Annotated in this window: 22 protein-coding genes; 5 read left to right on the top strand and 17 right to left on the bottom strand. The window is 69.9% G+C overall.

What is annotated here, in order from left to right:
* Positions 1–2 precede the first annotated feature (2 nt).
* From AB0H78_RS16020 to AB0H78_RS16010, 3 genes are read left to right on the top strand one after another with little or no spacing between them, the layout of a single operon-like run.
* The gene (locus tag AB0H78_RS16020; RefSeq protein ID WP_363234984.1) at positions 3–1,037 is read left to right on the top strand and encodes a sugar ABC transporter substrate-binding protein; all 1,035 of its coding nucleotides are present in this window, start codon (positions 3–5) and stop codon (positions 1,035–1,037) included.
* A 2-nt stretch (positions 1,038–1,039) separates the two neighbouring features.
* The gene (locus AB0H78_RS16015) at positions 1,040–2,551 is read left to right on the top strand and encodes a sugar ABC transporter ATP-binding protein (protein ID WP_363234983.1); all 1,512 of its coding nucleotides are present in this window, start codon (positions 1,040–1,042) and stop codon (positions 2,549–2,551) included.
* Positions 2,548–3,582, top strand: coding sequence for an ABC transporter permease (locus tag AB0H78_RS16010; RefSeq protein WP_363234982.1), 1,035 nt, complete (start codon positions 2,548–2,550; stop codon positions 3,580–3,582). Before AB0H78_RS16015 ends, AB0H78_RS16010 begins: the two co-directional genes overlap by 4 nt.
* A gap of 6 nt (positions 3,583–3,588) precedes the next feature.
* Here the strand turns inward: AB0H78_RS16010 and AB0H78_RS16005 are convergent, their stop codons facing one another.
* A complete protein-coding gene (locus AB0H78_RS16005; protein WP_363234981.1) occupies positions 3,589–4,260 on the bottom strand; it encodes a FadR/GntR family transcriptional regulator in 672 nt (223 codons plus the stop codon).
* Between the two features lie 175 nt (positions 4,261–4,435).
* On the opposite strand from AB0H78_RS16005, the gene AB0H78_RS16000 reads away from it, so the two are divergent.
* Positions 4,436–4,999 (top strand): MarR family transcriptional regulator, encoded by a 564-nt coding sequence (locus AB0H78_RS16000; RefSeq protein ID WP_363234980.1) that lies wholly within the window; start codon positions 4,436–4,438, stop codon positions 4,997–4,999.
* On the opposite strand, the gene AB0H78_RS15995 is transcribed toward AB0H78_RS16000, so the two are convergent.
* Genes AB0H78_RS15995 through AB0H78_RS15945 form a run of 11 tightly spaced genes read right to left on the bottom strand, consistent with a single transcriptional unit; the run spans position 4,938 to position 14,945 of the window.
* Entirely contained in the window at positions 4,938–5,948 is a 1,011-nt protein-coding gene (locus AB0H78_RS15995) for an aromatic ring-hydroxylating dioxygenase subunit alpha (protein WP_363234979.1), read from the bottom strand. The genes AB0H78_RS16000 and AB0H78_RS15995 overlap by 62 nt on opposite strands.
* A 1-nt stretch (position 5,949) precedes the next feature.
* On the bottom strand, positions 5,950–6,180 hold the full coding sequence (locus AB0H78_RS15990; protein ID WP_363234978.1) for a recombinase-like helix-turn-helix domain-containing protein: 231 nt from the start codon (positions 6,178–6,180) through the stop codon (positions 5,950–5,952).
* Positions 6,181–6,211: 31 nt separating this feature from the next.
* On the bottom strand, positions 6,212–7,162 hold the full coding sequence (locus AB0H78_RS15985; protein WP_363234977.1) for a PDR/VanB family oxidoreductase: 951 nt from the start codon (positions 7,160–7,162) through the stop codon (positions 6,212–6,214).
* 13 nt (positions 7,163–7,175) lie between these two features.
* Positions 7,176–8,801: a thiamine pyrophosphate-binding protein gene (locus AB0H78_RS15980; RefSeq protein ID WP_363234976.1), complete on the bottom strand. Its 1,626-nt coding sequence runs from the start codon at positions 8,799–8,801 to the stop codon at positions 7,176–7,178.
* A 20-nt stretch (positions 8,802–8,821) separates the two neighbouring features.
* Positions 8,822–9,610: an SDR family oxidoreductase gene (locus AB0H78_RS15975; protein WP_363234975.1), complete on the bottom strand. Its 789-nt coding sequence runs from the start codon at positions 9,608–9,610 to the stop codon at positions 8,822–8,824.
* Between the two features lie 19 nt (positions 9,611–9,629).
* Positions 9,630–10,370 (bottom strand): SDR family oxidoreductase, encoded by a 741-nt coding sequence (locus tag AB0H78_RS15970; protein WP_363234974.1) that lies wholly within the window; start codon positions 10,368–10,370, stop codon positions 9,630–9,632.
* Positions 10,370–10,891: a cupin domain-containing protein gene (locus AB0H78_RS15965; RefSeq protein ID WP_363234973.1), complete on the bottom strand. Its 522-nt coding sequence runs from the start codon at positions 10,889–10,891 to the stop codon at positions 10,370–10,372. The genes AB0H78_RS15970 and AB0H78_RS15965 overlap by 1 nt, the downstream gene beginning before the upstream one ends.
* A gap of 10 nt (positions 10,892–10,901) precedes the next feature.
* The gene (locus AB0H78_RS15960; RefSeq protein WP_363234972.1) at positions 10,902–11,711 is read right to left on the bottom strand and encodes an alpha/beta fold hydrolase; all 810 of its coding nucleotides are present in this window, start codon (positions 11,709–11,711) and stop codon (positions 10,902–10,904) included.
* Positions 11,708–12,496, bottom strand: coding sequence for an aspartate dehydrogenase domain-containing protein (locus tag AB0H78_RS15955; protein WP_363234971.1), 789 nt, complete (start codon positions 12,494–12,496; stop codon positions 11,708–11,710). Before AB0H78_RS15955 ends, AB0H78_RS15960 begins: the two co-directional genes overlap by 4 nt.
* Entirely contained in the window at positions 12,493–13,437 is a 945-nt protein-coding gene (locus AB0H78_RS15950) for a VOC family protein (RefSeq protein ID WP_363234970.1), read from the bottom strand. Before AB0H78_RS15950 ends, AB0H78_RS15955 begins: the two co-directional genes overlap by 4 nt.
* A gap of 20 nt (positions 13,438–13,457) precedes the next feature.
* On the bottom strand, positions 13,458–14,945 hold the full coding sequence (locus AB0H78_RS15945; RefSeq protein ID WP_363234969.1) for an aldehyde dehydrogenase: 1,488 nt from the start codon (positions 14,943–14,945) through the stop codon (positions 13,458–13,460).
* A gap of 245 nt (positions 14,946–15,190) precedes the next feature.
* Between AB0H78_RS15945 and AB0H78_RS15940 the strand changes: the two genes are divergently transcribed.
* Entirely contained in the window at positions 15,191–16,582 is a 1,392-nt protein-coding gene (locus AB0H78_RS15940) for an MFS transporter (protein ID WP_363234968.1), read from the top strand.
* A 30-nt stretch (positions 16,583–16,612) separates the two neighbouring features.
* On the opposite strand, the gene AB0H78_RS15935 is transcribed toward AB0H78_RS15940, so the two are convergent.
* From AB0H78_RS15935 to AB0H78_RS15915, 5 genes are all read right to left on the bottom strand, one after another.
* Entirely contained in the window at positions 16,613–17,671 is a 1,059-nt protein-coding gene (locus AB0H78_RS15935; protein ID WP_363234967.1) for an LLM class flavin-dependent oxidoreductase, read from the bottom strand.
* A gap of 99 nt (positions 17,672–17,770) precedes the next feature.
* Positions 17,771–19,378, bottom strand: coding sequence for a glycerol-3-phosphate dehydrogenase/oxidase (locus AB0H78_RS15930; RefSeq protein WP_363234966.1), 1,608 nt, complete (start codon positions 19,376–19,378; stop codon positions 17,771–17,773).
* A 5-nt stretch (positions 19,379–19,383) separates the two neighbouring features.
* Entirely contained in the window at positions 19,384–20,922 is a 1,539-nt protein-coding gene (gene glpK, locus AB0H78_RS15925) for a glycerol kinase GlpK (RefSeq protein WP_363234965.1), read from the bottom strand.
* Between the two features lie 41 nt (positions 20,923–20,963).
* The gene (locus AB0H78_RS15920; protein WP_363234964.1) at positions 20,964–21,725 is read right to left on the bottom strand and encodes an MIP/aquaporin family protein; all 762 of its coding nucleotides are present in this window, start codon (positions 21,723–21,725) and stop codon (positions 20,964–20,966) included.
* A gap of 173 nt (positions 21,726–21,898) precedes the next feature.
* Positions 21,899–22,666, bottom strand: a complete 768-nt coding sequence (locus AB0H78_RS15915; RefSeq protein ID WP_363234963.1) for an IclR family transcriptional regulator — start codon at positions 22,664–22,666, stop codon at positions 21,899–21,901.
* Positions 22,667–22,773: the final 107 nt, after the last annotated feature.

Here is a 22,773-nt window from a genome sequence, read left to right as displayed (position 1 = left end):
CCATGAGAGTGCGAAACTCAGCCGCCGCGGCCTGCGTCGTACTGCTGGCCGTGACAGCCCTCGCGGGCTGCAACCGCGACTCGGGCAGCGGATCCGCGGACAAGAAGGTCGGCATCGACCTGCCGCGCAGCGACAGCGACTTCTGGAACTCCTACCAGCAGTACATCGAGAAGGGCGTCAAGGCCGGTGACGTCAAGGCGCTGCCGCTGACCAACTCGCAGAACGACATAGGCAAGCTGGTCGCGAACGTGCAGACGTTCAGCGACCAGAGCGCGAAGGCTGTGGTGATGGCGCCGCAGGACACCGGGGCGATCGCCTCGACGCTGGAGAACCTCAACAAGAAGAAGATCCCGGTCGTCAGCGTCGACACCCGCCCCGACAAGGGCAACGTCTACATGGTGGTACGGGCCGACAACAAGGCGTACGGAACCAACGCCTGCAAGTACCTCGGCGAGCAACTCAAGGGCAAGGGCAAGGTCGCCGAGTTCCAGGGCGACCTCTCCTCCATCAACGGCCGCGACCGCTCGGAAGCCTTCAAGTCCTGCATGACCGCCAACTACCCCGGCATCAAGGTCTTCGAGCTGGCCACCGACTGGAAGGGCGACGTCGCCTCCGCCAAGCTCCAGTCGACGCTCGCCGCCAACCCCGACCTCAACGGCATCTACATGCAGGCGGGCGGCGTCTTCCTGCAGCCCACGCTCGCGCTCCTGGAGCAGAAGCACCTGCTGAAGCCGGCCGGGACCAAGGGCCACATCACGATCATCTCCAACGACGGGATCCCGCAGGAGTTCGACGCCATCAAGGCCGGGAAGATCGACGCCACGATCTCCCAGCCCGCCGACCTGTACGCCAAGTACGCGCTGTACTACGCCAAGGCGGCCCTGGACGGCAAGACGTTCAAGCCGGGCAAGACCGACCACGACTCCACGATCATCCAGCTCCCGAACGGACTCGAGGACCAGCTCCCCGCGCCGCTCGTGACCAAGGCCAACGTGGACGACCCGAAGCTGTGGGCCAACCAGCTGGGGAAGAACTAGCCATGGCACAAGCCGTACCAGCTGTTCACGCGGAGGGCATCGTCAAGCGCTTCGGTCCCACCGTCGCGCTCGACGACGTCCACCTGACCGTGCAGCCCGGCGAGTCGCACGCACTCGTCGGGCGCAACGGCGCGGGCAAGTCCACACTCGTCAGCGTCATCACCGGTCTGCACAGGGCGGACGCGGGCCAGGTCACCTTCAGCGGGGAGAGCGCGCCCGCCTTCGGGGACACGGCGGCCTGGCAGTCCAAGGTCGCCTGCGTCTACCAGAAGTCCATGGTCGTCCCCGACCTCACGGTCGCGGAGAACCTCTTCCTCAACCGCCTTGATGCGGGCGGCCGTTGGATCAACTGGAAGGGGCTGCGGCGCCGCGCAGCCGACCTGCTGGCCGAGTACGGGGTCGACGTCGACCCCAACGCGCGGGCCAAGGACCTTTCCGTCGAGCAGGTCCAGTTCGTCGAGATCGCCCGCGCCCTCTCCTTCGGCGCGAAGCTGATCATCCTCGACGAGCCGACCGCCCAGCTCGACGCCCGCGGCATCCAGAGCCTCTTCGCCAAACTGCACGATCTGCAGAGCCAGGGCGTGGCATTCCTCTTCATCTCGCACCATCTGCAGGAGGTGTACGAACTGTGCACCGCGGTCACCGTCTACCGTGACGCCCGCCATGTCCTGACCGCACCCGTGGCGGAGCTGAACAAGGCGGACCTGGTCGCGGCGATGACCGGCGAGAAGGCGGCCGGGGCATCGGCCTGGCACGCGGCCCCGCGCGTCCCGGTGGAGGGGGCCGAGCCTGTGCTCCGTACCGAAGCGCTCGCGCTGGAAGGGGAGTTCGAGCCCCTGGACATCGAGGTGCGGCCCGGCGAGGTCCTCGGCATCGCCGGGGCGGCGGCCAGCGGCAACACCGCACTGGGGGAGACCCTGGTCGGGATGCGCAAGGCCACGGCGGGGCGGGTGACCGTACGCGGCGTCACGGTGAAGCCGGGCAGCGTCCCGCACTCGCGGGACGCGGGGATCGGCTACATCCCCGAGGACCGGCACCGTCAGGGCCTGGTCCTGGAGCGCAGCGTCGCGGAGAACGCCACGCTGACGGTCGCCGATCAGCTCGGGCCGTGGGGGACCGTACTGCCCTCCCGTACAAGGGAGTTCGCGCAGTCCATGATCTCCTCGCTCGACATCAAGACCACCGGGCCCGAGCAGAAGGTGTCCGGGCTCTCCGGGGGCAACCAGCAGAAGGTCGTGGTGGCCCGCGCGCTGGCCCGCAAGCCGAGCGCACTGGTGGCGCTGCGGCCGACGGCGGGCGTGGACGTGAAGTCCAAGGACTCGCTGCTCGGGGTGGTCCGCACGGTCGCCGACGGCGGCAGCGCAGCAGTGATCATCTCGGACGAGCTCGACGATCTGCGGGTGTGCGACCGCGTGATCGCCCTCTTCCACGGGCGAGTGGTCGCGGAATACGACAGTGGGTGGACGGACGGGGAACTCGTCGCCGCCATGGAAGGCGTAGGGGAGCGGGCATGACCGACACGATGGGGCCGATAGCGGCCGACGAGGCCAAGGCGGAGGGCGGTCCGCTGCGGGGGAGGCTGGCACTCATCCGCTGGAGCGACTTCTCGCTCGTGCCGGTGATCCTGGTGCTGATGGTGATCGGCTTCATCGTCTCGCCGGTCTTCCTGACCTCGGACAACCTGATCAGCGTGATCCAGCAGTGCTCCGAGCTGAGCCTTCTGGTCCTCGGACAGGCGCTGATCCTGATCTGCGGGCGCATGGACCTGTCCCTGGAATCGACGATCGGTATCGCGCCGGTCGTCGCGATGTGGCTGGTCATGCCGACCGAGGGCGGCCGCTTCACCGGTCTCGGACTGCTCCCCACGTGGACGGCGATCCCGCTCTGCCTGCTGGTCGGCCTTGCGATCGGCGCGATCAACGGCTTCCTGATGCTGAAGCTGAACGTCAACGGGTTCATCGCCACGCTCGGCATGCTCACCATGCTGCGCGGACTCCAGGTCGGCATCACCGAAGGCAAGTCGATCATCGACGTCCCGGAGTCCTTCAGCTACCTGGGCATGACCTCATGGCTCGGCGCACCGGCCGCGGTCTGGATCTGCCTGGCGCTCTTCGCCGTCGGCGGTGCCGCACTGGCGTGGACCCGGTACGGACGTTCGCTGTACGCGATCGGCGGCAACCCCGAAGCGGCACGCGCGGCCGGCATCAGGGTGGACCGCATCACCTGGGTCGTCCTCGCCGTCGGCGGGCTGCTCGCCGCCTTCGCGGGCATCCTCTACACCGGGCACTACGGCTCCATCGCCGCCAATCAGGGCAACGGCTGGATCTTCCAGGTGTTCGCGGCGGCCGTCATCGGCGGGATCAGCCTGAAGGGAGGCCGTGGCACGCTCTTCGGCGCGCTCACCGGCGTCCTCACCCTTCAACTGGTTCTCAATGTGATGACGCTGGGCGGAGTCCCGGCCCTCTGGAACCAGTTCCTCAACGGCGCCATCATCATCGTCGCCCTGATCGTCTCCCGGTACGCCAGCGGCGAGAAGCAGGACTGACACCGCTCAGAGCGTCGAGCGAAGCCACTGCTCGACGCTGGCGATGTGCACCGTCGCCCAGGACCGGGCCGCTTCGGCGTCCCGGTCCTTCAGCGCTGTCAGGATCGCCCGGTGCTCCAGCAGGGTGCGGCTGACCGCGTCCTCCTGGGTCAGCCCGCGCCACACCCGCGCCCGGGTCGTCGGCCCCGAGAGGCCGTCGAGCAGGGAGCAGAGCACCGAGTTGCCGGAGCCCTGGACGATGCCGCGGTGGAACTCCAGGTCGCTCGCGACCAGTTCCTCCACCGAGGGCTGCGGCCCCAGGGCGTCCAACTGGGCGGTCAGCCGCTCCAGTTCGGCCTCGCTGATCTTGGCGGCGGCCATCGCGGTCGCGGCCGGCTCCAGGATTCGCCGTACGGCAAGGAACTCCAGGACGGTGTCGTCCCGGTGGAAGTCCACGACGAAGCTCATCGCTTCGAGGAGCAGCTGTGGATCGAGGCTTGTGACGTACGTGCCGTCGCCCTGACGTACGTCGAGGATGCGGATCAGCGAGAGGGCGCGTACCGCCTCGCGCAGGGAATTGCGGGAAAGCCCCAGCTCAGCGGCGAGTTCGCTCTCCTTGGGGAGCCGGTCGCCAGGGCGTAGCGCGCCTGAGACGATCATTTCCTTGATCTTCTCGATGGCCTCGTCGGTCACAGCCATGGGAACCTCGCCTCATCAGACATCCGATCTATCTGGCGATTATGTCCCCTGATTGGCCTCTCGCGCACGGGGGTCCCCCGATCCGGTTCCATCCCGCCCGCTCGACCGACTTATTTGAGGGCTAAGATTTTCACCGTACGCACTGTGGGAGCTGCGACAAGGGAGGCTGCAGGGCATGACGGGGAAGAGGCCGGCGCGACGTCAGGACGCCGTCGCATCGATCATCGAGGACTGGGCGAGAGAGCGTCCCGAACTGGACACCGCGCCCCTGGAGGTCCTCGCCCGGCTGCACCGCACCTTCCTCAGATACAGCACCCGGCTCACCAACGCGGTCGACCGGCACGGGCTTTCGGTGGCCGGTTTCGACGTGCTCACGGCGCTGCGCAGGGCGGGCGCCCCGTACCGGCTCACAGCCGGGCAGCTCGCCGACTCCGGTCTCGTCTCCTCCGCCGGGGTGACCCTGCGCATCGACCGCCTCGAGAAGGACGGTCTGATCGTCCGCGAACGGGACGCCGAGGACCGCAGGGTCGTGTACTCGCGGCTGACGGACGCCGGGCTCGCCAAGGTCGACGAGGTGTTCGCCGAGCATCTCGACAACGAACGCCGGATGCTCGGCGGACTCACCCCGGCCGAGTGCCGTCAGATGGCGCGGCTGCTGTCCAAGCTGGAACGTTCCATCACCGACTCGGACGTGATGCCTGAGCCTCAGCCTCCGCGCGGTAGAGGCGCCGCAGCCTGACCACTCCGAGGTCGTGCTGGTAGAGGTTCTCGCGCTGGTCGGCGTCCGCCGGCATGGCCTCCAGCATCACCCGGTCCTGTTCGAGGACCGCCCAGTGGCGCTCCTCGATGAGGATGCGGTAGAGGAAGCGCCAGCTGTCGCGCTGCCAGCCCTGGACGTTGCGGTAGCGCCAGAAGAAGACGCCGGTACGGTTCTCGTCCACCGGACAGACCATGCCGACGATCCCGAAGGGTCCGCCGGGGCCTGCCGAAGCCGGGTACGGGATGGACAGGTCCACCCAGTCGACGCCCGTCCTGCACAGCTCCACCCAGTCGAAGTTGACGCCCCGCTGGTCGGTCTTCTCGAAGAAGTAGCCGCGGTCCGTCTCGCGGATACGGAACTTGGCCGTGGTGTCGCCGTCGAACATGGTGTGCGACTCGTGGTGCAGGAACGAGCCGTGCATCGGGTCGAGGAGGTTCTCCACCGCGTAACGCCACCCGCCCTCCCACTCCGCGTAGCAGAGGATCGCGTCGATGTCCGGGTCGGTGAGCGGCTCGGGGAGGGTCAGTTCGGCGGGCTCAGGGTGCTGCTCGTCGCCGAAGTACGCGAGGACCGCCCCGCTCACCTCGCGCACTGGCAGACTCCGCACCAGCTTCTTGCCCTCCAGATTGCAGCCGGGCAGCCCGGGCACGGACGAGACGGTGCCGTCCGTCTCGACCTCGACCCCGTGGTACCAGCAGGCCACCCGGTCCCCGAGGTGTTTTCCGAGCGAGAGCGGTGCTCCGCGATGCGGGCAGCGGTCCTCGAGCATGCTCAGGGTGGAGTCCGAGCGGCGGAACAGCAGCCACTGCTCGCCCAGGACGGTCACCTTGCGCATGGCGCCCGGCGCGACGAAGTGCGAAGGGACGACGGGATGCCACTGGTTGCGCAGGCCGGTCGCGTAGATGTGGTCGGCGGTCGCAGTCGTCATGTCACGCTCCCAGTCGGTGGATCTCGGTACGGAAGGACTGCTCGGTCCACGGGGCGCCGTCGGGGGCGTGGACCTGGCGGGCGTTGAGTCCGCGTACGACGTCGGCCAGTTCATGGCCGTCCTTGGTGAAGACCTCTTCGAGCGTCGCGGCGAGCTTGAACTCGTACGGCGTGGGCTCGTGCGTACGGGACTGATGGACGTCCAGGTACGGCCAGTCGGTGGTGGTGTTCACGGTGTCTCCAGCTCCAGAAAGGTTCACGGGTTCAGAGGTCGAGGACGAGGCGGGCGGAGGCGCAGCGGGAGACGCAGATCATCATCGTCGCGTCCGCCGCGTGCTCCGCCGCGCTGAGTACGAAGTCGCGGTGGTCGGGGGACCCTTCGAGCACCCGGGTCTCGCAGGTGCCGCAGATGCCGTCCCGGCACGAGGTGGCGACATCGATCCCTGCCGCCTCGACCGCGTCCAGGACCGACGTGCCGGAGTCGACGGTGACGGTGACGCCGGAGGTACGGCACTCGACCTCGAAGGAGGTGTCGTCGTCGCCCGTCCGCTCCACGGCCGGCGCGGCGAAGCGCTCCACGCGCAGCCGGTCCGCCGGGCAGAGGGCCTCCACGGCGGCGAGCAGCGGTTCGGGCCCGCAGCAGTAGACCAGGGTGTCGGGTGCGAGACCGGCCAGAGCCGAGGCCAGATCGATGTGCCCCAGCTCGTCCTGCGGGTGGAACACCACCTCCCCGCCGGTCAGTCGGGCCAGCTCGGCACCGAACGCCATGGACGCACGGGTCCTGCCGCCGTGCACGAGTGTGTACGGTGTGCCGCGCCGGTCCGCCGCACGGGCCATCGCCAGGATCGGCGTGATCCCGATGCCGCCGGCGACAAAGACGTACCGGGCCGCGTCGGCGAGCGCGAAGTGGTTGCGCGGGCCCACGGCGGCCACCCGCTGTCCCGGCCGCAGCTGCGTATGCACGTACCGCGAACCCCCGCGCGACGACGGCTCGTCGAGGACCCCGATCCGGTAAGTGCCGAGGTCGTGCGGGTCGCCGCACAGCGAGTACTGCCTGATCTGTCCGCCCACCTCCAGATCGACATGGGCGCCGGGCTCCCAGGCGGGCAGCGGCTTCCCGTCGGGGTGCACCAGGTCCAAGGAGAGGACCCCGTCGGCTTCCCAGGTCATCCGGCGTACGAGCAGTTCGAGGCGGGGCTCGTCGAGTGCGTCCATGGTGGCTGCCTCCCTACGCGGTGGGGATCGAGACGGGCGGGGTGAACGGGGTCTTCATCGGGCCCAGTCGGGCCAGATCGACCTCGACGAGCACGGGACCGCCCGAGGCGATCGCATGCTCCATGACGGGCTGGGCGTGCTCGGGCGCCGCGATGCGGGCGTACGGAAGCCCGCACGCCGCCGCGAGTTGCTCGAAGTCGGGGGTGGCGAGGTCGACCCCGGAGCGGCGTTCGCTGTAGCGGTCCTGCATGTTGCGGAGCACCCCGTAGCCGCCGTCGTTGAAGACGACCAGGGTGAGAGCGGGCTTCTCCTGGGCGAGGGTGAGGAGTTCGCCGAGGTGGACGGCGAGGCCGCCGTCGCCCGCCATCACCACGGTGGGGGAGTCGGGGCGGGCGAGTGCGGCCCCGATGCCCATGCCCAGGCCCTGCCCGATGCCGCCGCCGCGCGGGAAGACGTTGTCCCGGGGGTCGTACATCTCCAGGAGCTTGTTGCCCCAGCTGCTCGACGCGATGGTGACGTCGCGGGCGACGACCGCCTCGCGGGGGAGCGCGGCCCGTATCGCGTCGCAGACCGCGGACTGCGGCCCGATGGACTCATGGAGGGCGGCGCGCACCTCGTCGCGTACGGATGTGATCCGCTCGCCCCAGCCTGCTTCGGCCGGGCGGGCGTGCGGCAGCAGGGCGCCCAGTGCGTCGGCCGCGTGGGCGTGCAGCGTGTGGCGGGCCGGGTACGTACGGCCGAGCGCGTCCGCGTCGATGTCGATCTGGAGGTGCGCGGCGGGGAGCTTCAGCGCGTAGTCGGCGGTCTCGTTGGAGCGGAAGTGGGTGCCGACGGTGAGCAGGACGTCCGCGTCGGCGAGGAGCGCGCGTGCTGCGGGGGTGGTGGCGAAGTTACCGATGACCTGGGGGTGGTCCTCCGGGACGGCGCCGCGCCCCGAGTTGGACGTCAGCAGGCCTGCCCCGGTCGCCTCCAGAAGGGCGGCAAGCTGTTCGGGGGCGCGAGTGGCGCCGCCGCCGGCCCAGATCAGAGGGCGCCGTGCGGACGCCAACAGCTCTGCCGCACGGGCGAGTTCGCCGGCATCGGGCACCGGGTGCGGCAGGGCGCCGGGCGCGGCGGCCTCGTCGGTCTGTTGCGCGTACTGCAGATCGACCGGCCACTCCACGCTGCCCGGCCCGCCCGGATCCGAGAGCGCCGCCCGAGCGGCCTCCCGCAGGATGCGGCCCGCGTCCTCGGTGGACGTCACGGTCTCCGCGTACTTCGAGACCGCCCGCAACATGCCGAGCTGATCCTTCGTCTCATGGATGAAGCCGCGCCCGCTGCCCAGATGGGCGCTGTCGATCTGCCCGGTGACATGCAGGACGGCGCTGCCCGCGCTGAGCGCCTCGATGAGCGAGCCCGCCGCGTTTCCGGCGCCCGTGCCCGTCGAGGTCAGCGCGCAGCCGATCGAGCCGCGGGCCCGGCCGTAGGCGTCGGCGGCGCTGACGGCGCTCGCCTCGTGGCGTACGGGCACGAACCGCAGGTCCCGGTCGACGGCCTCGACCAGCGGCAGATTGTGCACGCTGACGATGCCGAAGACCGTGTCGATGCCGAGTTCGCGCAGGACGGCGACGAGGAGATCGCCTCCGGTGGTGTGATGCATGGTGGTCTCCTCGGAGATCGTCAGAGAATGGAGCGGCCGACGCCGCCGCAGACGTCGATGGCTGTGCCGGTGATGTACGAGGCGCGGGGCGAGAGCAGGGACACCACCGCGTAGGCGACCTCCTCGGCCCGGCCGAGCCTGCCGAGCGCGATCCCGCGGTCGGCCGCGAGCTCCGCCTGCCACTGCTCATAGCCGAGGCCGCTGCCGGATGCGGCGTAGCGGCGCGTCCACTGCCCGGTGTCGACGAGGCCCAGACAGACCGAGTTGACGCGGATGCCGTCCGGCGCGAGCTCCTGGGACAGGGACTTGGAGAGGTTGAGAATCCCGGCGCGCGCCGCGCTGGTGGTCATGAGCCGGCGCTCCGGCTGCTTCGCCAGCACCGCGTTGATGTTCACGACCGAGGCCGCGGACGAGGCGCGGAGATGACCGAGGGCCGCGTGCAGCGGGTTGAGCACACCCGCGAACTTCAGCTCCAGCTCGTCGCGCCAGTCCTCGGCCGTCGTCTCGGCGAAGGGCTTGATGCGGGACTGGCCCGCGTTGTTGACCAGACCGTCGAGGCCGCCGAAGTGCTCGGCGGTCCTGGCGGTGAATCTCCGTACCGCGTCCGCATCCCGTACGTCGCAGACTCCGGTCAGCAGCCGGTCGCCGCCCGCGCCCAGGCCGGAGGCCGCCTTCGCGAGACGCTCCGCGTCCCGGCCGCAGGTGGCCACCCGTGCGCCCTCGTCGAGGAGGGCGCGGACCGTGGCCAGGCCGACGCCCGAGCTGCCGCCGGTGACCAGTACGGTGCGGTCGGTGAGGCCCAGATCCATAACAGGTGTCTCCGTGGGGTCAGTTCATGGTGAAGCCGCCGTTGACGGCGACCACCTGTCCGGTGAGATAGCGGGATTCCTCGCTCAGCAGGAACGCGACGAGCCCCAGAAGGTCCTCCGGCCGCTGGGGCCGCGAGATGGCCCTGTTCATGCGGTACAGCGCGTGCCGTTCGGCCGGTACGGACTCGGTGGCCTCGCCCTCGGTGATGCCGGGCGCCACCGCGTTCACGGTGATCCCCCGGTCGCCGAGTTCCCTGGCCATGGCACGGGTGAGGGCGATGACGGCGCCCTTGGAGGCGACGTAGTGGGCGAGGCGCGGGGAGCCGTACAGGGCGGCGTCCGAGGCGAGATGGACGATCCGCCCGCCCTCCCCGTGTGCGAGGAGCTGCGGCAGCAGGGCCCGCGAGACGAGCCAGGGCGAACGGGCGTTGACCGTCATGATGCGGTCGAAGTCCGCCACGGAGATGTCCTGGAACTCTCTTCCGCCCACTCCGTTGGCGAGCGCCGCGTTGTTCACCAGGCCGTGCAGCGGGCCCAGGTCGGCGACCCGTGCGGCGAGTGCGTCGACCGAGGCGGGGTCCGCCACGTCGCACCGTACGAAATGGGCGTCGATGCCCTCCGCGCACAGCTCCCCGGCCGCCAACTGACCACGATCCACGTCCACTTCGGCGAGTACGACGCGAAAGCCGTCCGTGCCCGCCCGGCGGGCCATGGCCAGTCCCAGGCCACGGCCGGCGCCGGTGATGACGACGGTGCGCATCAGTCGCGGGTCACGCCGTGCATGGGCGAGTGCTCGGGGTAGGTGGGGATCTGCGGCTTCTGCGTGCCGATGACGACACAGAACAGGGCGTCGGTGTCGCCCTCGTTCTTCAGCGAACGGGCCACGCCCGCGGGGACGACGATCATGTCGCGGTAGCCGAGCGTGCGGTACTCGCTCTCGCTGTCGCCGCGGTGGATGCCGACCCTGACCTGCCCCTCCAGGACGAAGAAGGCTTCCTCGACGTCGTGGTGGGTGTGCTCGGGACCCTCGGCACCCGGCGGAAGCAGCATGTTGGAGAAGGTGAAGCCGCCCGAGGGCAGGATGCGGTTGTCGCTCTCGTGGTTGCCGGTGGCGCCGGAGCCGACGTAGCGGATCTGACCGCGGCGGTACTGCGGGCCTGCCTTCTCCTGGAAGGAGAGGGTGTCGAAGTCCGCGACGCGCGAGGCCTTGGTGGCGATGAGCGAGTCGGTGTACGCGGCGAGGTTCCCGCCGTCGGTGTACTCGGTGGTGGTGAGAGGCATGGTGGGGCTCCTATGCGGGGGTCTGTGCTGTCTCAGGGATGTGGGCGGTGATGCGGAGGTGGGAGAGGACCCAGGCGTTGAACGCCGCGGGCTGCTCCTGGTTGGCCGCGTGACCGGCGTCCTTGACGATCACGTAGGCGGCGGTACGGAGGGATCCGGCGATCACCTGGCTCGCCTCGACACCGGTGACCCGGTCCTCGTCACCGCACAGGACGAGGGTCGGGGCGGTGACGAGGGCGAGTTCGGGACCGAGATCCGTGGCGGCCATCGCTTCGGCCGCGTATCCGTAGCCGGGAAGTCTGACGGCGCCGGCCATCGCGTCGACGAGCCGACGGACGAGCTCGGGCGGGGCCTTGGGGGAAAGGAGCCGGGGGCCTCGCCGCTCGGCGAAGGCCTGCGGCCCCGCCTCGGCCAGTTCGGCGGCCCGGCTGCGCATGGCCTCTGCCTTGGCGGGATCGGCCCCCGATCCGGTGCTGGAGTCGGCGACGATCAGTGAATCGACGAGCGTGGGGTGCCGGGTGGCGAGCCGGAGTGCGATGACGCCGCCCCAGGAGACGCCCAGGACGTGGGCGCGGCCGCCCCGTTCCCTGATGAGTGCGGCAGCGGTGTCGGCGAAGTCGTCGAGCGTCAGCGGACCGGCAGGGTCGTCGGACCGGGCGTAGCCGGGGGCGTCCCAGGCCACGACCCGTACGTACGCGGAGAGTTCGGCGAGCTGCGGGGCGAACGCGGCGGACGAGGAACCGATGCCGTGCAGACACAGCAGCAGCGGGCCTTCTTTTCCCGCCTCCTCCACATGCAGGGCGGCGGTCGGCACGCTCACAGGATCTGCCCGGTGCGTCCGGCTATCGCGCCGAGGCTGCGCAGCACGGCGTACGGCACGATCTGGCTGGTGGCGGGGTTCCCGGGATCCGGGAGATGCGCGACCTCGAAGCGGTACGCGCCGTGCGGGCCGCTCGCCTCGATCACATGCCGGGTGTGCTGCGCGCCGGGGTCGGCGACGACCCGTACCCGCACCGCGTCCAGGTCCCCGACCGCCAGGGCCACCGAGGCGGCCACATTGGTGGACTTCGGGAACTTCACCGGGATGTCCCGTGCGGTCCCCGACATGACCTCGACCGGACCGGTCGCGTTGCGCATCCGTGCCAGCAACTCCTCGTCCATCCAAGGCTGTTCGAGGGTGGCGGGAAGTTTCGTGGTGGTCAGCGTGATGTCGCTCAGCGGGGCGAGACCGCCGACCGCCTGCAGCAGATCGAGGCCGCCGACGGCGCCCGAGGTGAAGTACACGCGGCCGGGCCCCGCGGTCAGCAGCCGCTTCGCCAGGTCCTCGTCGGTCAGCGCCCCGGTCGATGCGATCAGGAGGTCGGTGCCCGAGAGCAGGACGCGCTCGCCCCATTCCCGTACGACGCCCTGGCCTGCCGCCTCCACGATCAGGTCGCAGCGCTCCAGCGCCTCCTCGAAGGAGAGCTGGGGCGCGGGTGCGTCACCGAGCGCACGGTTGTCGACGATGCAGGCCAACTCGGCGCCCTGCACGGCCCCTTCGGCGAGGGCCTGGCCCACCACCCGGCCGATGGCGCCCCAGCCGACGAGCCCCACGGTGCGGGTCATGCCACTGCCTCCTCGGTGGTACGGGACAGGGGGCCGGGATCCGGCGCACCCGCCATGTGGCTGCGGATCGTGGGGGACGGCGGTCCTGCCGTACCCCAGAGGTCGGAGAGTTCGGGGACCCGCCGCCACACCTTCGCGATCCACGCGTCCTCGACGATCTGCGCGACCTCGGAGGTGTACTCGCAGACGAGGCCCGAGGGGTCGGTGAAGTACGAGAAGGTGTTGTTGCCGGGGCCGTGCCGCCCCGGACCCCACTGCGGGGTGACGCCGTGGTGGCGCAGCCGGCCGAGTCCGCGCATGAAGTGGTCGACCGAACTCATCTCGTACGCCACGTGGTTGACCGAGGCCCACTCCGCCTGGTTGAAGGCGATGCAGTGGTGGTCGGCGTTGCAGCGCAGGAAAGCCATCTGGTGCTCGGACCAGTCTGAGACGCGCAGGCCGAGGACATCGCAGTAGAAGGCGACCGATGCGTCGATGTCGGCGGTGTTGAGCACGGCGTGCGTCACACCGACGGGGACCGCGCCGTCGCGGCCGCGCGGTGCGACCGCCTCGACCTGGGCGCTGATCTCGATCAGCCGGCGCTCGGGGTCGGTGAAGCGCAGCCCGTAGCCGCCGCCCACCTGGTCGAGCGGGCCGGGGCCCGCGATCGGGGTGATGCCGTGGGCGAGCAGCCGGCGGGCCGCCTCGTCGACCTCGGCGGGGGTCGCGACGGCGAACGCGATCCGGCCCAGGCCCGTACGGTCGGCGTGGCTGAGGTGCAGCACATGGTGCTCGTCGCCGGTGCCGCGCAGCCAGCGCGCACCGGAGTCCGACTCGACGCTCTCCAGACCCCAGACCTCCTGGTAGAAGTCGGCGGTCTCGGCGAAGGCGGGGGTGAACAGCTCGACGTAGCGCAGGGAACGCAGCCGGGCGACGGGGGGCGGGGGAGGGGTTGGGGGCACAGCTCTATCTCCAGACCGGGTCAGTTGGCCCATGCGAGCGGGGTGTCGGACATGCCCCAGTACAGGGACTTCTGTCGCTGGTAGGCGCGGAGGGAGTCGCGGCCCTTCTCCCGGCCGAGACCGCTCTCCTTCATGCCGCCGAACGCGGTGGCGATGCTGAACTGCTTGTAGGTGTTGATCCAGACGGTGCCCGCGTCGACCCGGCGGGCGATGCGCCACGCGGCCCGGTGGTCGCGGGTCCAGATCCCGCAGGCCAGCCCGTACACCGAGTCGTTGGCCGTACGGACGAGATCGTCCTCGCCGTCGAAGGGCAGCGCGACGAGCACCGGGCCGAAGATCTCCTCCTGGCAGGTGCGCGAGGAGTTGGCGAGGCCGTCGAGCACGGTCGGCAGGTAGTACGCGCCCTCGCCGTATGCCGCGCCCTCGGGCACGGAGCCTCCGCACAGCACCCTGGCGCCCTCTTCGCGGGCCAGATCGACGTACGCGGCGACGGAGTCCCGGTGCCTGTGGTGCACGAGCGGTGCCACCTGGGTGTCCGGGTCGGTGCCGGGCCCCACGCGCAACTTGCGTACACGCTCGACGAGTTCACCTACGAAGCTGTCGTACAGCTCGCGCGCCACGAAGAGCCGCGAACCGGCGATGCAGGACTGGCCGCTGGAGGAGAAGATCCCGAACATCACACCGGCCAGGGCCTGTTCGACATCCGCGTCGGCGAGCACGATCGTCGGCGACTTCCCGCCGAGCTCCAGCGACACGGGCATGAGCTTGTCGGCGGCCGCGCGGGCGATGGTGCGTCCGGTGGACGTCCCGCCGGTGAAGACGACCTTCCCGACGTGCGGGTCCTTCACGATGGCGTCACCGATGATGCTGCCGCGCCCCGGCAGTACGGACAACAACCCCGTGGGCAGGCCGAGTTCGGCGAGTACGCGGGTGATCAGGCGGCCCAGCGCGAGCGAGACCAGCGGGGTCCACTCGGCCGGCTTGAGCAGTACGGCATTGCCGCCCGCGAGGGCGGGGGCCAGCTTCTGTGCGTCGCTGGCGACGGGGGAGTTCCATGGGTTGATGGCGCCGACGACGCCGATCGGTTCGTACACGCTCATCGTGAGGCAGTCGCCGCGTGCGGGGGTGAGCGTCTCCTCCGCGGTCTCCAGGGCCGCCGCGGTGTAGCGGAAGGTTCCCGCCGCGCTGGCCACCAGGGCGCGGGTCTCGGAGAGCGCCTTGCCGGTGTCGGCGGTCTGCAGCGCGGCGAGCTTGTCCGCCTCCGCGTCGATCGCAGCGGCCACCCGGTGCAGCAGCTGGGCGCGCTGGTGAGGGAGGAGCGCCAGCCAGCGGGTGTCGGCTGCCGCGCGGGCCGCTCCCCGGGCCGCTTCGGCGACCTCGTCGACGGACGCCGCGTGCACGGTGGCCAGGGTCAGTCCGGTGGCCGGATCGACGGTACGGATCGGGGCGCCGGCGCCGCGACGCCACTCACCCGCGATGAGCACCTCGTCGGCCGGTAGATCGAGCATACGAGCGCCTCCTGACGGGAGTTGAGGAAGTCCTAGAAATCTAAGGCCTTAACTATCTCGGACGCAAGACCTGAATCGAAGATGATTTCCCAGCAGAGACCCTTGACGTGGGCCCGTGTGAGGGCGGTACAACTTAAGCCCTAAGAAACTTTGCGCTTACGTGCTTTTTGGCCCGGGTTTCCCCAGACCCCGCGGTCCGCCGCGTTCCCCTCGCCCCTCCCCGCCGAGCCGGAGGACCTTCCCGTATGACGATCGACGCCTACCCGGACCGTGCGGTCCGGGCCGCCATAGCCGCACGCTTCGAGCGGCTCCCCCTGTGCCGATGGCACGTCACCGTCCGGCTCATCGTCGGAGCCGTCACCTTCTTCGAGGCCTTCGACCAGCTCCTCATCGCCTACGCCCTGCCCGACCTGCGCAAGGAGTGGCACCTCAGCACCTCGGCGGCGACCCTTCTGCTGACCGTGGGCTCGATCGGCATGCTGATCGGCGCCCTGCTGTCGGGGCGGCTCGCGGACCGCTTCGGCCGCGTCAAGGTCATCGCCGCCTGTATCGGCGTGTCCAGCGTGGCCAACCTGGCGCTGGCCGCGAGCAGCACACCCGGCCTCTTCTTGGGGGTGCGCTTCATCCAGGGCCTGGCCATCGGCGGCGAGGTCCCGGTCGCCGCCACCTTCATCGCCGAGATCACCAGGAGCCACCGGCGCGGACGCTTCGTCCTGCTCTACGAACTCGTCTTCCCCGCCGGTCTCACGATCGGCGCCCTGGTCGCCGCCTGGGTGGTCCCGCTGCTCGGCTGGCGCTGGATGTACGCACTGGCGGCCGTACCCGGTCTGCTCTGCATCCTGGTCAAGCGCTCCGTACCGGAATCGCCGCGCTGGCTCGCCGAGCACGGCAGGGTCCAGGAGGCCGACGAGGTGATGACCAGGATCGAGACCGAGGTCGAACGCGTCACCGGCGAACCTCTGCCGCCCGTCCCCGCCGCACCCGCCGCACCCCCCGAGCCCGTCCCCGCAGCCGAGGCCTCCAGCGGCCTCCGCGGCCTGTTCACCGGCCGCTACCGGCGCCGCACCCTGGTCATCGGCGCCCTCTGGTTCGCCGGCTACTTCGTCAACTACGGCATCACCTCATGGCTGCCGACGATCTACCAGCACCGCTACGGCCTCTCGCTCTCCGACGCGCTGCTCTACTCCACCGTCACGTCCTGCGCGGGCCTCCTCGGCTGTCTCGTCGCCGCACTCACCGTGGACCGCGCGGGCCGCAGGCGCGTCATCACCGGCTGCCTCGCCGGAGCGGCCGCGGGCCTGCTCGTCCTCGCGTACGTCGGCGCCCGCACACCCCTGGAGGTCCTCGTGTGGACCTCGTTCGCCGCGGTCTTCTTCTTCGGCTCCAACATCTGCCTGTACCTCTACACGCCCGAGCTCTTCCCGACCCGCATGCGGGCGCTCGGCAGCAGCGTGGGCGGTGCCATGAACCGCCTCGGCGTCATCCTCGGGCCCATCGTCGTGGGCATCGTCTACGCGGGCGGCCACATGTCCTCCGTGTTCGTGATGCTCGGTGCGGTGGCCCTCGCCGGGGCTGTCGTCGCGGCGCTGGGTGCGGAGGAGACGGCAGGGCGGCGCCTGGAGGAGATCTCGCCCTGACCGCCACCGCCACCGCCCCGCCCCTCCGGCTCAGTCCCAGAGTGTGGAAGGCGCCTCGCGGCGTACCACCGGGGCGATCTCCTCGGCGAACCGCTGCAGCGTCTCGAGCTGCTCGCCGTGCGGCAGCCCGAATCCGTCGACCGTGATGGACTGCAGGTCATGCCGGTAGACCTCGTGGTATCCGAGGATCTTGTCGATGATCTGCTGTGGGGAGCCGATGAGTTGAGGGCCGCTCTCGATGGCGTCCTCGATCGTACGGAACGGGGTGTTGTAGCCCGCCTTCCCCGCCAGATGCGGCTTGAAGGTCTGCGCCACCTTCGCCTCGTACAGCCCCTTGAAGCGCGACACCGCCTGTTGTGAGCTGTCCGCGATCAGCAGCCCGCCCGAGCCCGCCGCCACATGGGCCCGGGCGGGATCGTGTCCGTACGCCGCGAACCGCTCGCGGTAGTGGTCGATCAGCTTCGCGTACGCGGCCCGGGGCTGGATGGCATTGGCGGTGAACAGCGGGTCGCCGTGCTTGGCGGCCAGCTCGGGGGAGTTGAGGCTGGTGGCCGAGCCGTGCCAGATGCGGGGGAGACCGTCGTACGGGCGCGGGACGGTCGTCACATTCTTCAGCGGCGGCCTGAACTCGCCCTCCCAGTCCACGCCTTCCTCGCTCCACAGCCGCCGCAGCAGCTCGTACTTCTCCCGCTGCAAGTCCCACTGGCGCTCTTCGTCGAGGCCGAAGAGGTCGAAGTGCCCGGCCTCCGCGCCCTTGCCCACGACCAGTTCGATACGGCCGCGGGAGAGCTGGTCGAGCGTCGCGTACTCCTCGGCGACCCGGACCGGGTCGAGGATAGCGACGACGGTGACACCGGTGAGGAGCCTGATCGTGGACGTACGGGAGGCGAGGGCGGCCAGCACCACGGTCGGGCTCGACGACAGGAAAGGCCCTGCGTGCCGCTCACCGACCGCGTACGCGTCGAACCCGAGCCGCTCGGCCTCGACACCCGTCCCGACGACCTCCGCCAACCGGTCGGCTGCGGACGGGAGTTCACCGGTCAGGGGGTGCGGGGCGTGGCCGATGATGGAGAGCACGGAGAATTTCATGAACTCCACTGTTCCCGCGCAGTGTTGCGGGAGCGTGGCAGGCGCATGGCATGAGTGAGGGGCGGCCCCCCGTAGGCCGCCCCTCACCGTTCAGTGGGACTACTTCTTGCCGAGTACGTCCTCGACCTTGGCCCGTACGTCGTCCGTCGCCAGACCCCGGATCGTCAGCGTCGTGCGGCGGCGCAGCACGTCGTCCGCGGTCTCGGCCCACTCCTGGTCGCGGGCGTAGACGACCTGCGCCCAGATCTCCGGGGCGTCGGGGTGGATCCGCTCGGCCAGCGACGGGTCCTCGTAGGCGAGGCGCGCGATGTCGAAGGAGAGCGAACCGTAGTGCGTCGCCAGATGGCGCGCGGTGTCGGCCGCCATCCGCGGGCCGGGCGCCGGGGCGTCCACCAGGAGGCGGTGGGCGACCGCGTTCGGGTTGGCGATACCGGGCAGCGGGAGCTTCTTCGGCAGATGCGAGATCGGCTCCATGTCCTCGCCGAGGGGGTGACCGGGCAGCGCCGCCAGCTTGTTCATGACGGTGCGGCCGATGTGACGGAAGGTCGTCCACTTGCCGCCGGCCACCGACAGCATCCCGCCGCGCCCCTCGGTGACGACCGTCTCGCGCTTGGCCTTCGAGGTGTTGCCGGGACCGCCGGGCAACACGCGCAGACCCGCGAAGGAGTAGGTGATCAGGTCGCGGGAGAGCTGCTGGTCGCGTACGGAGAAGGCCGCCTCGTCCAGGATCTGCGCGGTGTCCTTCTCGGTGACCGAGACGTCCGCCGGGTCGCCCTCGTACTCCTCGTCGGTGGTCCCCAGCAGCAGCTGGTCCTCCCACGGCAGCGCGAACGTGATCCGGTACTTGTCGATGGGCGTGGCCAGCGCGGCCTTCCACGGCGAGGTCCGCTTCAGGACCAGGTGCGCGCCCTTCGAAAGGCGGATGGAGGGAGCCGAGTCGGGGTCCTCCATCTTCCGCAGGTGGTCCACCCACGGTCCGGTCGCATTGAGCACGAGGCGCGCGGTGACCCCGAACTCCTCGCCGCTCATACGGTCCTTGAGCTCGGCGCCCGTCACCCGGCCCTGGGTGAAGCGCAGCCCGGTGACCTCGGCGTGGTTGAGGACGGTGGCGCCGGACTCGACGGCGGCGCGGACCGTCATCAGGGCCATGCGGGAGTCGTTCATCTGGTCGTCGCCGTACACGGCAACGGCCTTGAGGTTGTCCGTACGCAGCTCCGGTACGTCACGCTGCGCCCGCGAGGGCGAGATGACATGCCCGACGCCGTCACCGAAGGCGGAGAGCGCGGAGTAGGCGAAGACGCCCGCGCCGAGCTTGGCCGCGCCGTGCGGGCCGCCCTTGTAGACGGGGAGGTAGAAGGTGAGCGGGTTGGCGAGGTGTGGTGCCACGTCACGCGAGACCGCACGCCGCTCGAAGTGGTTCTCCGCGACCAGCTTCACCGCGCCGGTCTGCAGATAGCGCAGACCGCCGTGGAGGAGCTTGGAGGAGGCGGAGGAGGTGGCGCCGGCGAAGTCGCCGGCGTCCACCAGTGCCACCCGCAGTCCGGACTGCGCGGCGTGCCAGGCGGTGGAGATGCCCAGGATTCCGCCGCCGATCACCAGGAGGTCGTACGTCGCCTTGGAAAGCTGCTCCCGAGTCTCGGCGCGGCTCGCTGTGGAGCCGGAGGCCGGGTGCGTCCCGAGGGCCGGAACGCTCTGCAGGGTGGTCATGTTGCTTACTCCTCGCCGGTGTTCTCGTCGAGCCAGCCCATGGACCGTTCCACGGCCTTGAGCCAGCTCTTGTACTCACGGTCCCGCTGGTCCGCGTCCATGCGGGGGGTCCACTCGGCGGCCCGGCGCCAGTTGGCGCGCAGCTCGTCGGTGCTGGACCAGAAGCCGACGGCCAGGCCGGCGGCGTAGGCGGCGCCGAGGCAGGTCGTCTCGGCGACCATCGGGCGCACTACGGGGGCGTCCGTGAAGTCCGAGATGGTCTGCATCAGCAGGTTGTTGGAGGTCATGCCGCCGTCGACCTTGAGGGCCGCCAGCTCGACGCCGGAGTCCTTGGTCATGGCGTCGGTGATCTCGCGGGTCTGCCAGGCGGTGGCTTCCAGGACGGCGCGCGCGATGTGCGCCTTGGTGACGTACCGGGTGAGGCCGGCGATCACACCGCGGGCGTCGGAGCGCCAGTACGGGGCGAAGAGACCGGAGAAGGCCGGCACGAAGTAGGCGCCGCCGTTGTCCTCGACCGAGGACGCCAGGGTCTCGATCTCGGCGGCGGAGTTGATCAGGCCCATCTGGTCGCGCATCCACTGCACGAGGGAGCCGGTGACGGCGATGGAGCCTTCGAGGGCGTAGACCGGCTTCTGGTCGCCGATCTGGTAACCGACCGTCGTCAGCAGTCCGTTGTACGAGTTGACCGGCTTGTCACCGGTGTTCATCAGCATGAAGGTGCCGGTGCCGTACGTGGACTTGGCCTCGCCCTCGGCGAAGCAGGTCTGGCCGAAGAGGGCCGCCTGCTGGTCGCCGAGCGCGGAGGCGACCGGGATGCCGTCCAGGACGCCGCCCTTGGCATGGCCGTACACCTCGGCCGACGAGCGGATCTCGGGCAGCATGGCCATCGGGAGCTGCATGGAGGAGACGATCTTCTCGTCCCACGCCATGGTGTGCAGGTTCATCAGCAGGGTGCGCGAGGCGTTGGTGACGTCGGTGACGTGAACGCCGCCGTTCACTCCGCCGGTCAGGTTCCAGATGACCCAGGAGTCCATGGTGCCGAAGAGGATGTCCCCGGCCTCGGCGCGCTCGCGCAGCCCCTCGACGTTGTCGAGCAGCCAGCGGGCCTTGGGACCGGCGAAGTACGAGGCGAGGGGGAGGCCCGTCTCGCGGCGGAAGCGGTCCTGGCCGACGTTGCGGCCGAGCTCCTTGCAGAGCGCGTCGGTGCGGGTGTCCTGCCAGACGAGGGCGTTGTGGACGGGCTCACCGGTGTTCTTGTCCCAGAGCAGCGTGGTCTCGCGCTGGTTGGTGATGCCGATCGCCTTGACGTCGGCGGAGGTGATGCCCGCCTTTTCGATGGCGCCCGCGACGACTTCCTGGACGTTGGTCCAGATCTCGGCGGCGTCGTGCTCGACCCAGCCCGGCTTGGGGAAGATCTGCTCGTGTTCCTTCTGGTCGACGGCGACGATCCGGCCGTCCTTGTCGAACACGATGCAGCGACTGGACGTGGTGCCCTGGTCGATTGCCGCGATGAACGGCCCTGCGGTGTGAGCGTCGGTGGTCACGATGTGCTCCAGAGAAGTCTGTGAAGGGGAGTCGATTCGGCTCAGGCGAAGGCGAGGTTGTAGAGGCCACCAGCTATGGCGCCGCCGATCAGCGGTCCCGCGATCGGGATCCATGCGTAGCTCCAGTCCGAACCGCCCTTGTTGGGCAGCGGGAGCAGGGCGTGCACGATGCGCGGACCGAGGTCGCGGACCGGGTTGATGGCGTAGCCGGTGGGCCCGCCGAGCGAGAGGCCGATCGACACCACGACGAGCGCGGTGATCAGCGCGCCGAGCGTGCCGAGACCGTTGCCGTCGTTGTTGAGGCCCTGGGTGAGGATCGCCAGGACGAGCACGGCCGTGGCGATGATCTCGGTGACCATGTTCTGCACGACGTTGCGGATCTCGGGACCGGTGGAGAAGACACCGAGGACGGGGCCCGCAGGCCCGTCGTTCTTGGTCTTCGCGATCTCGGGATCGTTCAGGTGCGCGTGGAACTGGCCGTAGTAGACGGCCCAGACCAGTACGGCACCGATCATCGCGCCGAGGAGCTGCGAGGCCAGGTAGAGCGGTACGTCGCTCCACTTGGTGCCGCCCTCGATCGCGAGGCCGATGGTGACTGCCGGGTTGAGGTGAGCGCCGGAGACGCCGCCCGCGAGGTAGGCGCCGGTCAGAACGGCGAATCCCCAGCCGAACGTGATCGCGAGCCAGCCCGCGTCCTTTGCCTTTGAGCGCTTCAGCGTGACGGCGGCACAGACGCCGCCGCCGAGCAGGATGAGCACGGCGGTACCGATGGTCTCGCCGATGAAGATGTCGGAGCTGGACACCCGCGACTCCTTTGTCCTTCGTCCAGGGGAACGTTGCCGGCCCTTGGCGTTGTCACACTCTAACTCGTATTACCGGTAGGTGTTCGACAATGCCGACCGTTGAACGAGAGTGTTACTCGGCGGTTAACACAACGTCAAGGGTTCTGTGACCAGGAACTCGGTCCGTGACCGCGCTAGAACCGACTGGCACCGAGATCGCGCGAAACGGACCGCGCGCAGTCCCGTACGGCGGCGACCAGCTCGGGCCGCAGCTCGCCGTCCTTGGTGCAGACCCGCTCCACCGCACCGGTGATGCCGACCGCGCCGACCGGCATCCGGCGCCGGTCGTGGATGGGGGCGGCCACCGAGGCCACGCCCTCCCAGGTCTCCTCGACATCCGCGGCCCAGCCGCGGGCCCGGGTGATGTCCAGTACGGACTCGAAGTCCTCCCGGGCGCTGATCGTGCGCGGGGTGAAGACCTTGCGCTCCGTCTCGACGACCTCACTGTGTGCCACCGGGTCGTACGCCGAGAGCACCTTGCCCAGCGCGCTGGAGTGCAGCGGCTGCATCGCCCCGACCTCCAGGACCTGCCGGCTGTCGTCCGGGCGGAAGACATGGTGGATGATCAGCACGCCCTGCTGGTGGAGGACACCCAGATAGACGCTCTCGCCGCTGGAGCGGGCCAGGTCGTCCGTCCAGACCAGTGCGCGGGCCCGCAGCTCGTGCACATCCAGATAGCTGTTGCCCAGCCGCAGCAGTTCCGCGCCCAGCTGGTAGCGGCCGGAGGCCGGGTCCTGCTCCACGAACCCCTCGTGCTGAAGGGTGCGCAGAATGCCGTGTGCCGTGCCCTTGGCCAGATCGAGGGAGGAGGCGATGTCGGACAGGCCGAGCCGCCGCTCGCCGCCCGCGAGGAGCCGCAGTATCGCGGCGGCCCGTTCGAGCGACTGGATGTTCTTGGCCATGAACCGGCCCTCCTTCACGGTGTTCGACAATGCTGAACAGTATCGGCCGATGCCGACCCGGTGCCAGTGCGCGGTCAGGCGTCCGCCTCGTGGGACACCTTCACGGT

The organism is Streptomyces sp. NPDC050738, assembly GCF_040654175.1.
Classification (GTDB): Bacteria; Actinomycetota; Actinomycetes; order Streptomycetales; family Streptomycetaceae; genus Streptomyces.
The sequence above is the reverse complement of the archived record's forward strand: the minus strand, read 5'-3'. Positions and strand labels throughout refer to the sequence as shown.

Bases quoted from the DNA above. Each gene is read 5' to 3' on its own strand.
- AB0H78_RS16020 (WP_363234984.1), top strand. From the start codon at position 3: ATGAGAGTGCGAAACTCAGCCGCCGCGGCCTGCGTCGTACTGCTGGCC.
- AB0H78_RS16015 (WP_363234983.1), top strand. From the start codon at position 1,040: ATGGCACAAGCCGTACCAGCTGTTCACGCGGAGGGCATCGTCAAGCGC.
- AB0H78_RS16010 (WP_363234982.1), top strand. From the start codon at position 2,548: ATGACCGACACGATGGGGCCGATAGCGGCCGACGAGGCCAAGGCGGAG.
- AB0H78_RS16005 (WP_363234981.1), bottom strand. From the start codon at position 4,260: ATGGCTGTGACCGACGAGGCCATCGAGAAGATCAAGGAAATGATCGTC.
- AB0H78_RS16000 (WP_363234980.1), top strand. From the start codon at position 4,436: ATGACGGGGAAGAGGCCGGCGCGACGTCAGGACGCCGTCGCATCGATC.
- AB0H78_RS15995 (WP_363234979.1), bottom strand. From the start codon at position 5,948: ATGACGACTGCGACCGCCGACCACATCTACGCGACCGGCCTGCGCAAC.
- AB0H78_RS15985 (WP_363234977.1), bottom strand. From the start codon at position 7,162: ATGGACGCACTCGACGAGCCCCGCCTCGAACTGCTCGTACGCCGGATG.
- AB0H78_RS15980 (WP_363234976.1), bottom strand. From the start codon at position 8,801: ATGCATCACACCACCGGAGGCGATCTCCTCGTCGCCGTCCTGCGCGAA.
- AB0H78_RS15975 (WP_363234975.1), bottom strand. From the start codon at position 9,610: ATGGATCTGGGCCTCACCGACCGCACCGTACTGGTCACCGGCGGCAGC.
- AB0H78_RS15970 (WP_363234974.1), bottom strand. From the start codon at position 10,370: ATGCGCACCGTCGTCATCACCGGCGCCGGCCGTGGCCTGGGACTGGCC.
- AB0H78_RS15965 (WP_363234973.1), bottom strand. From the start codon at position 10,891: ATGCCTCTCACCACCACCGAGTACACCGACGGCGGGAACCTCGCCGCG.
- AB0H78_RS15955 (WP_363234971.1), bottom strand. From the start codon at position 12,496: ATGACCCGCACCGTGGGGCTCGTCGGCTGGGGCGCCATCGGCCGGGTG.
- AB0H78_RS15945 (WP_363234969.1), bottom strand. From the start codon at position 14,945: ATGCTCGATCTACCGGCCGACGAGGTGCTCATCGCGGGTGAGTGGCGT.
- AB0H78_RS15940 (WP_363234968.1), top strand. From the start codon at position 15,191: ATGACGATCGACGCCTACCCGGACCGTGCGGTCCGGGCCGCCATAGCC.
- AB0H78_RS15935 (WP_363234967.1), bottom strand. From the start codon at position 17,671: ATGAAATTCTCCGTGCTCTCCATCATCGGCCACGCCCCGCACCCCCTG.
- AB0H78_RS15930 (WP_363234966.1), bottom strand. From the start codon at position 19,378: ATGACCACCCTGCAGAGCGTTCCGGCCCTCGGGACGCACCCGGCCTCC.
- AB0H78_RS15915 (WP_363234963.1), bottom strand. From the start codon at position 22,666: ATGGCCAAGAACATCCAGTCGCTCGAACGGGCCGCCGCGATACTGCGG.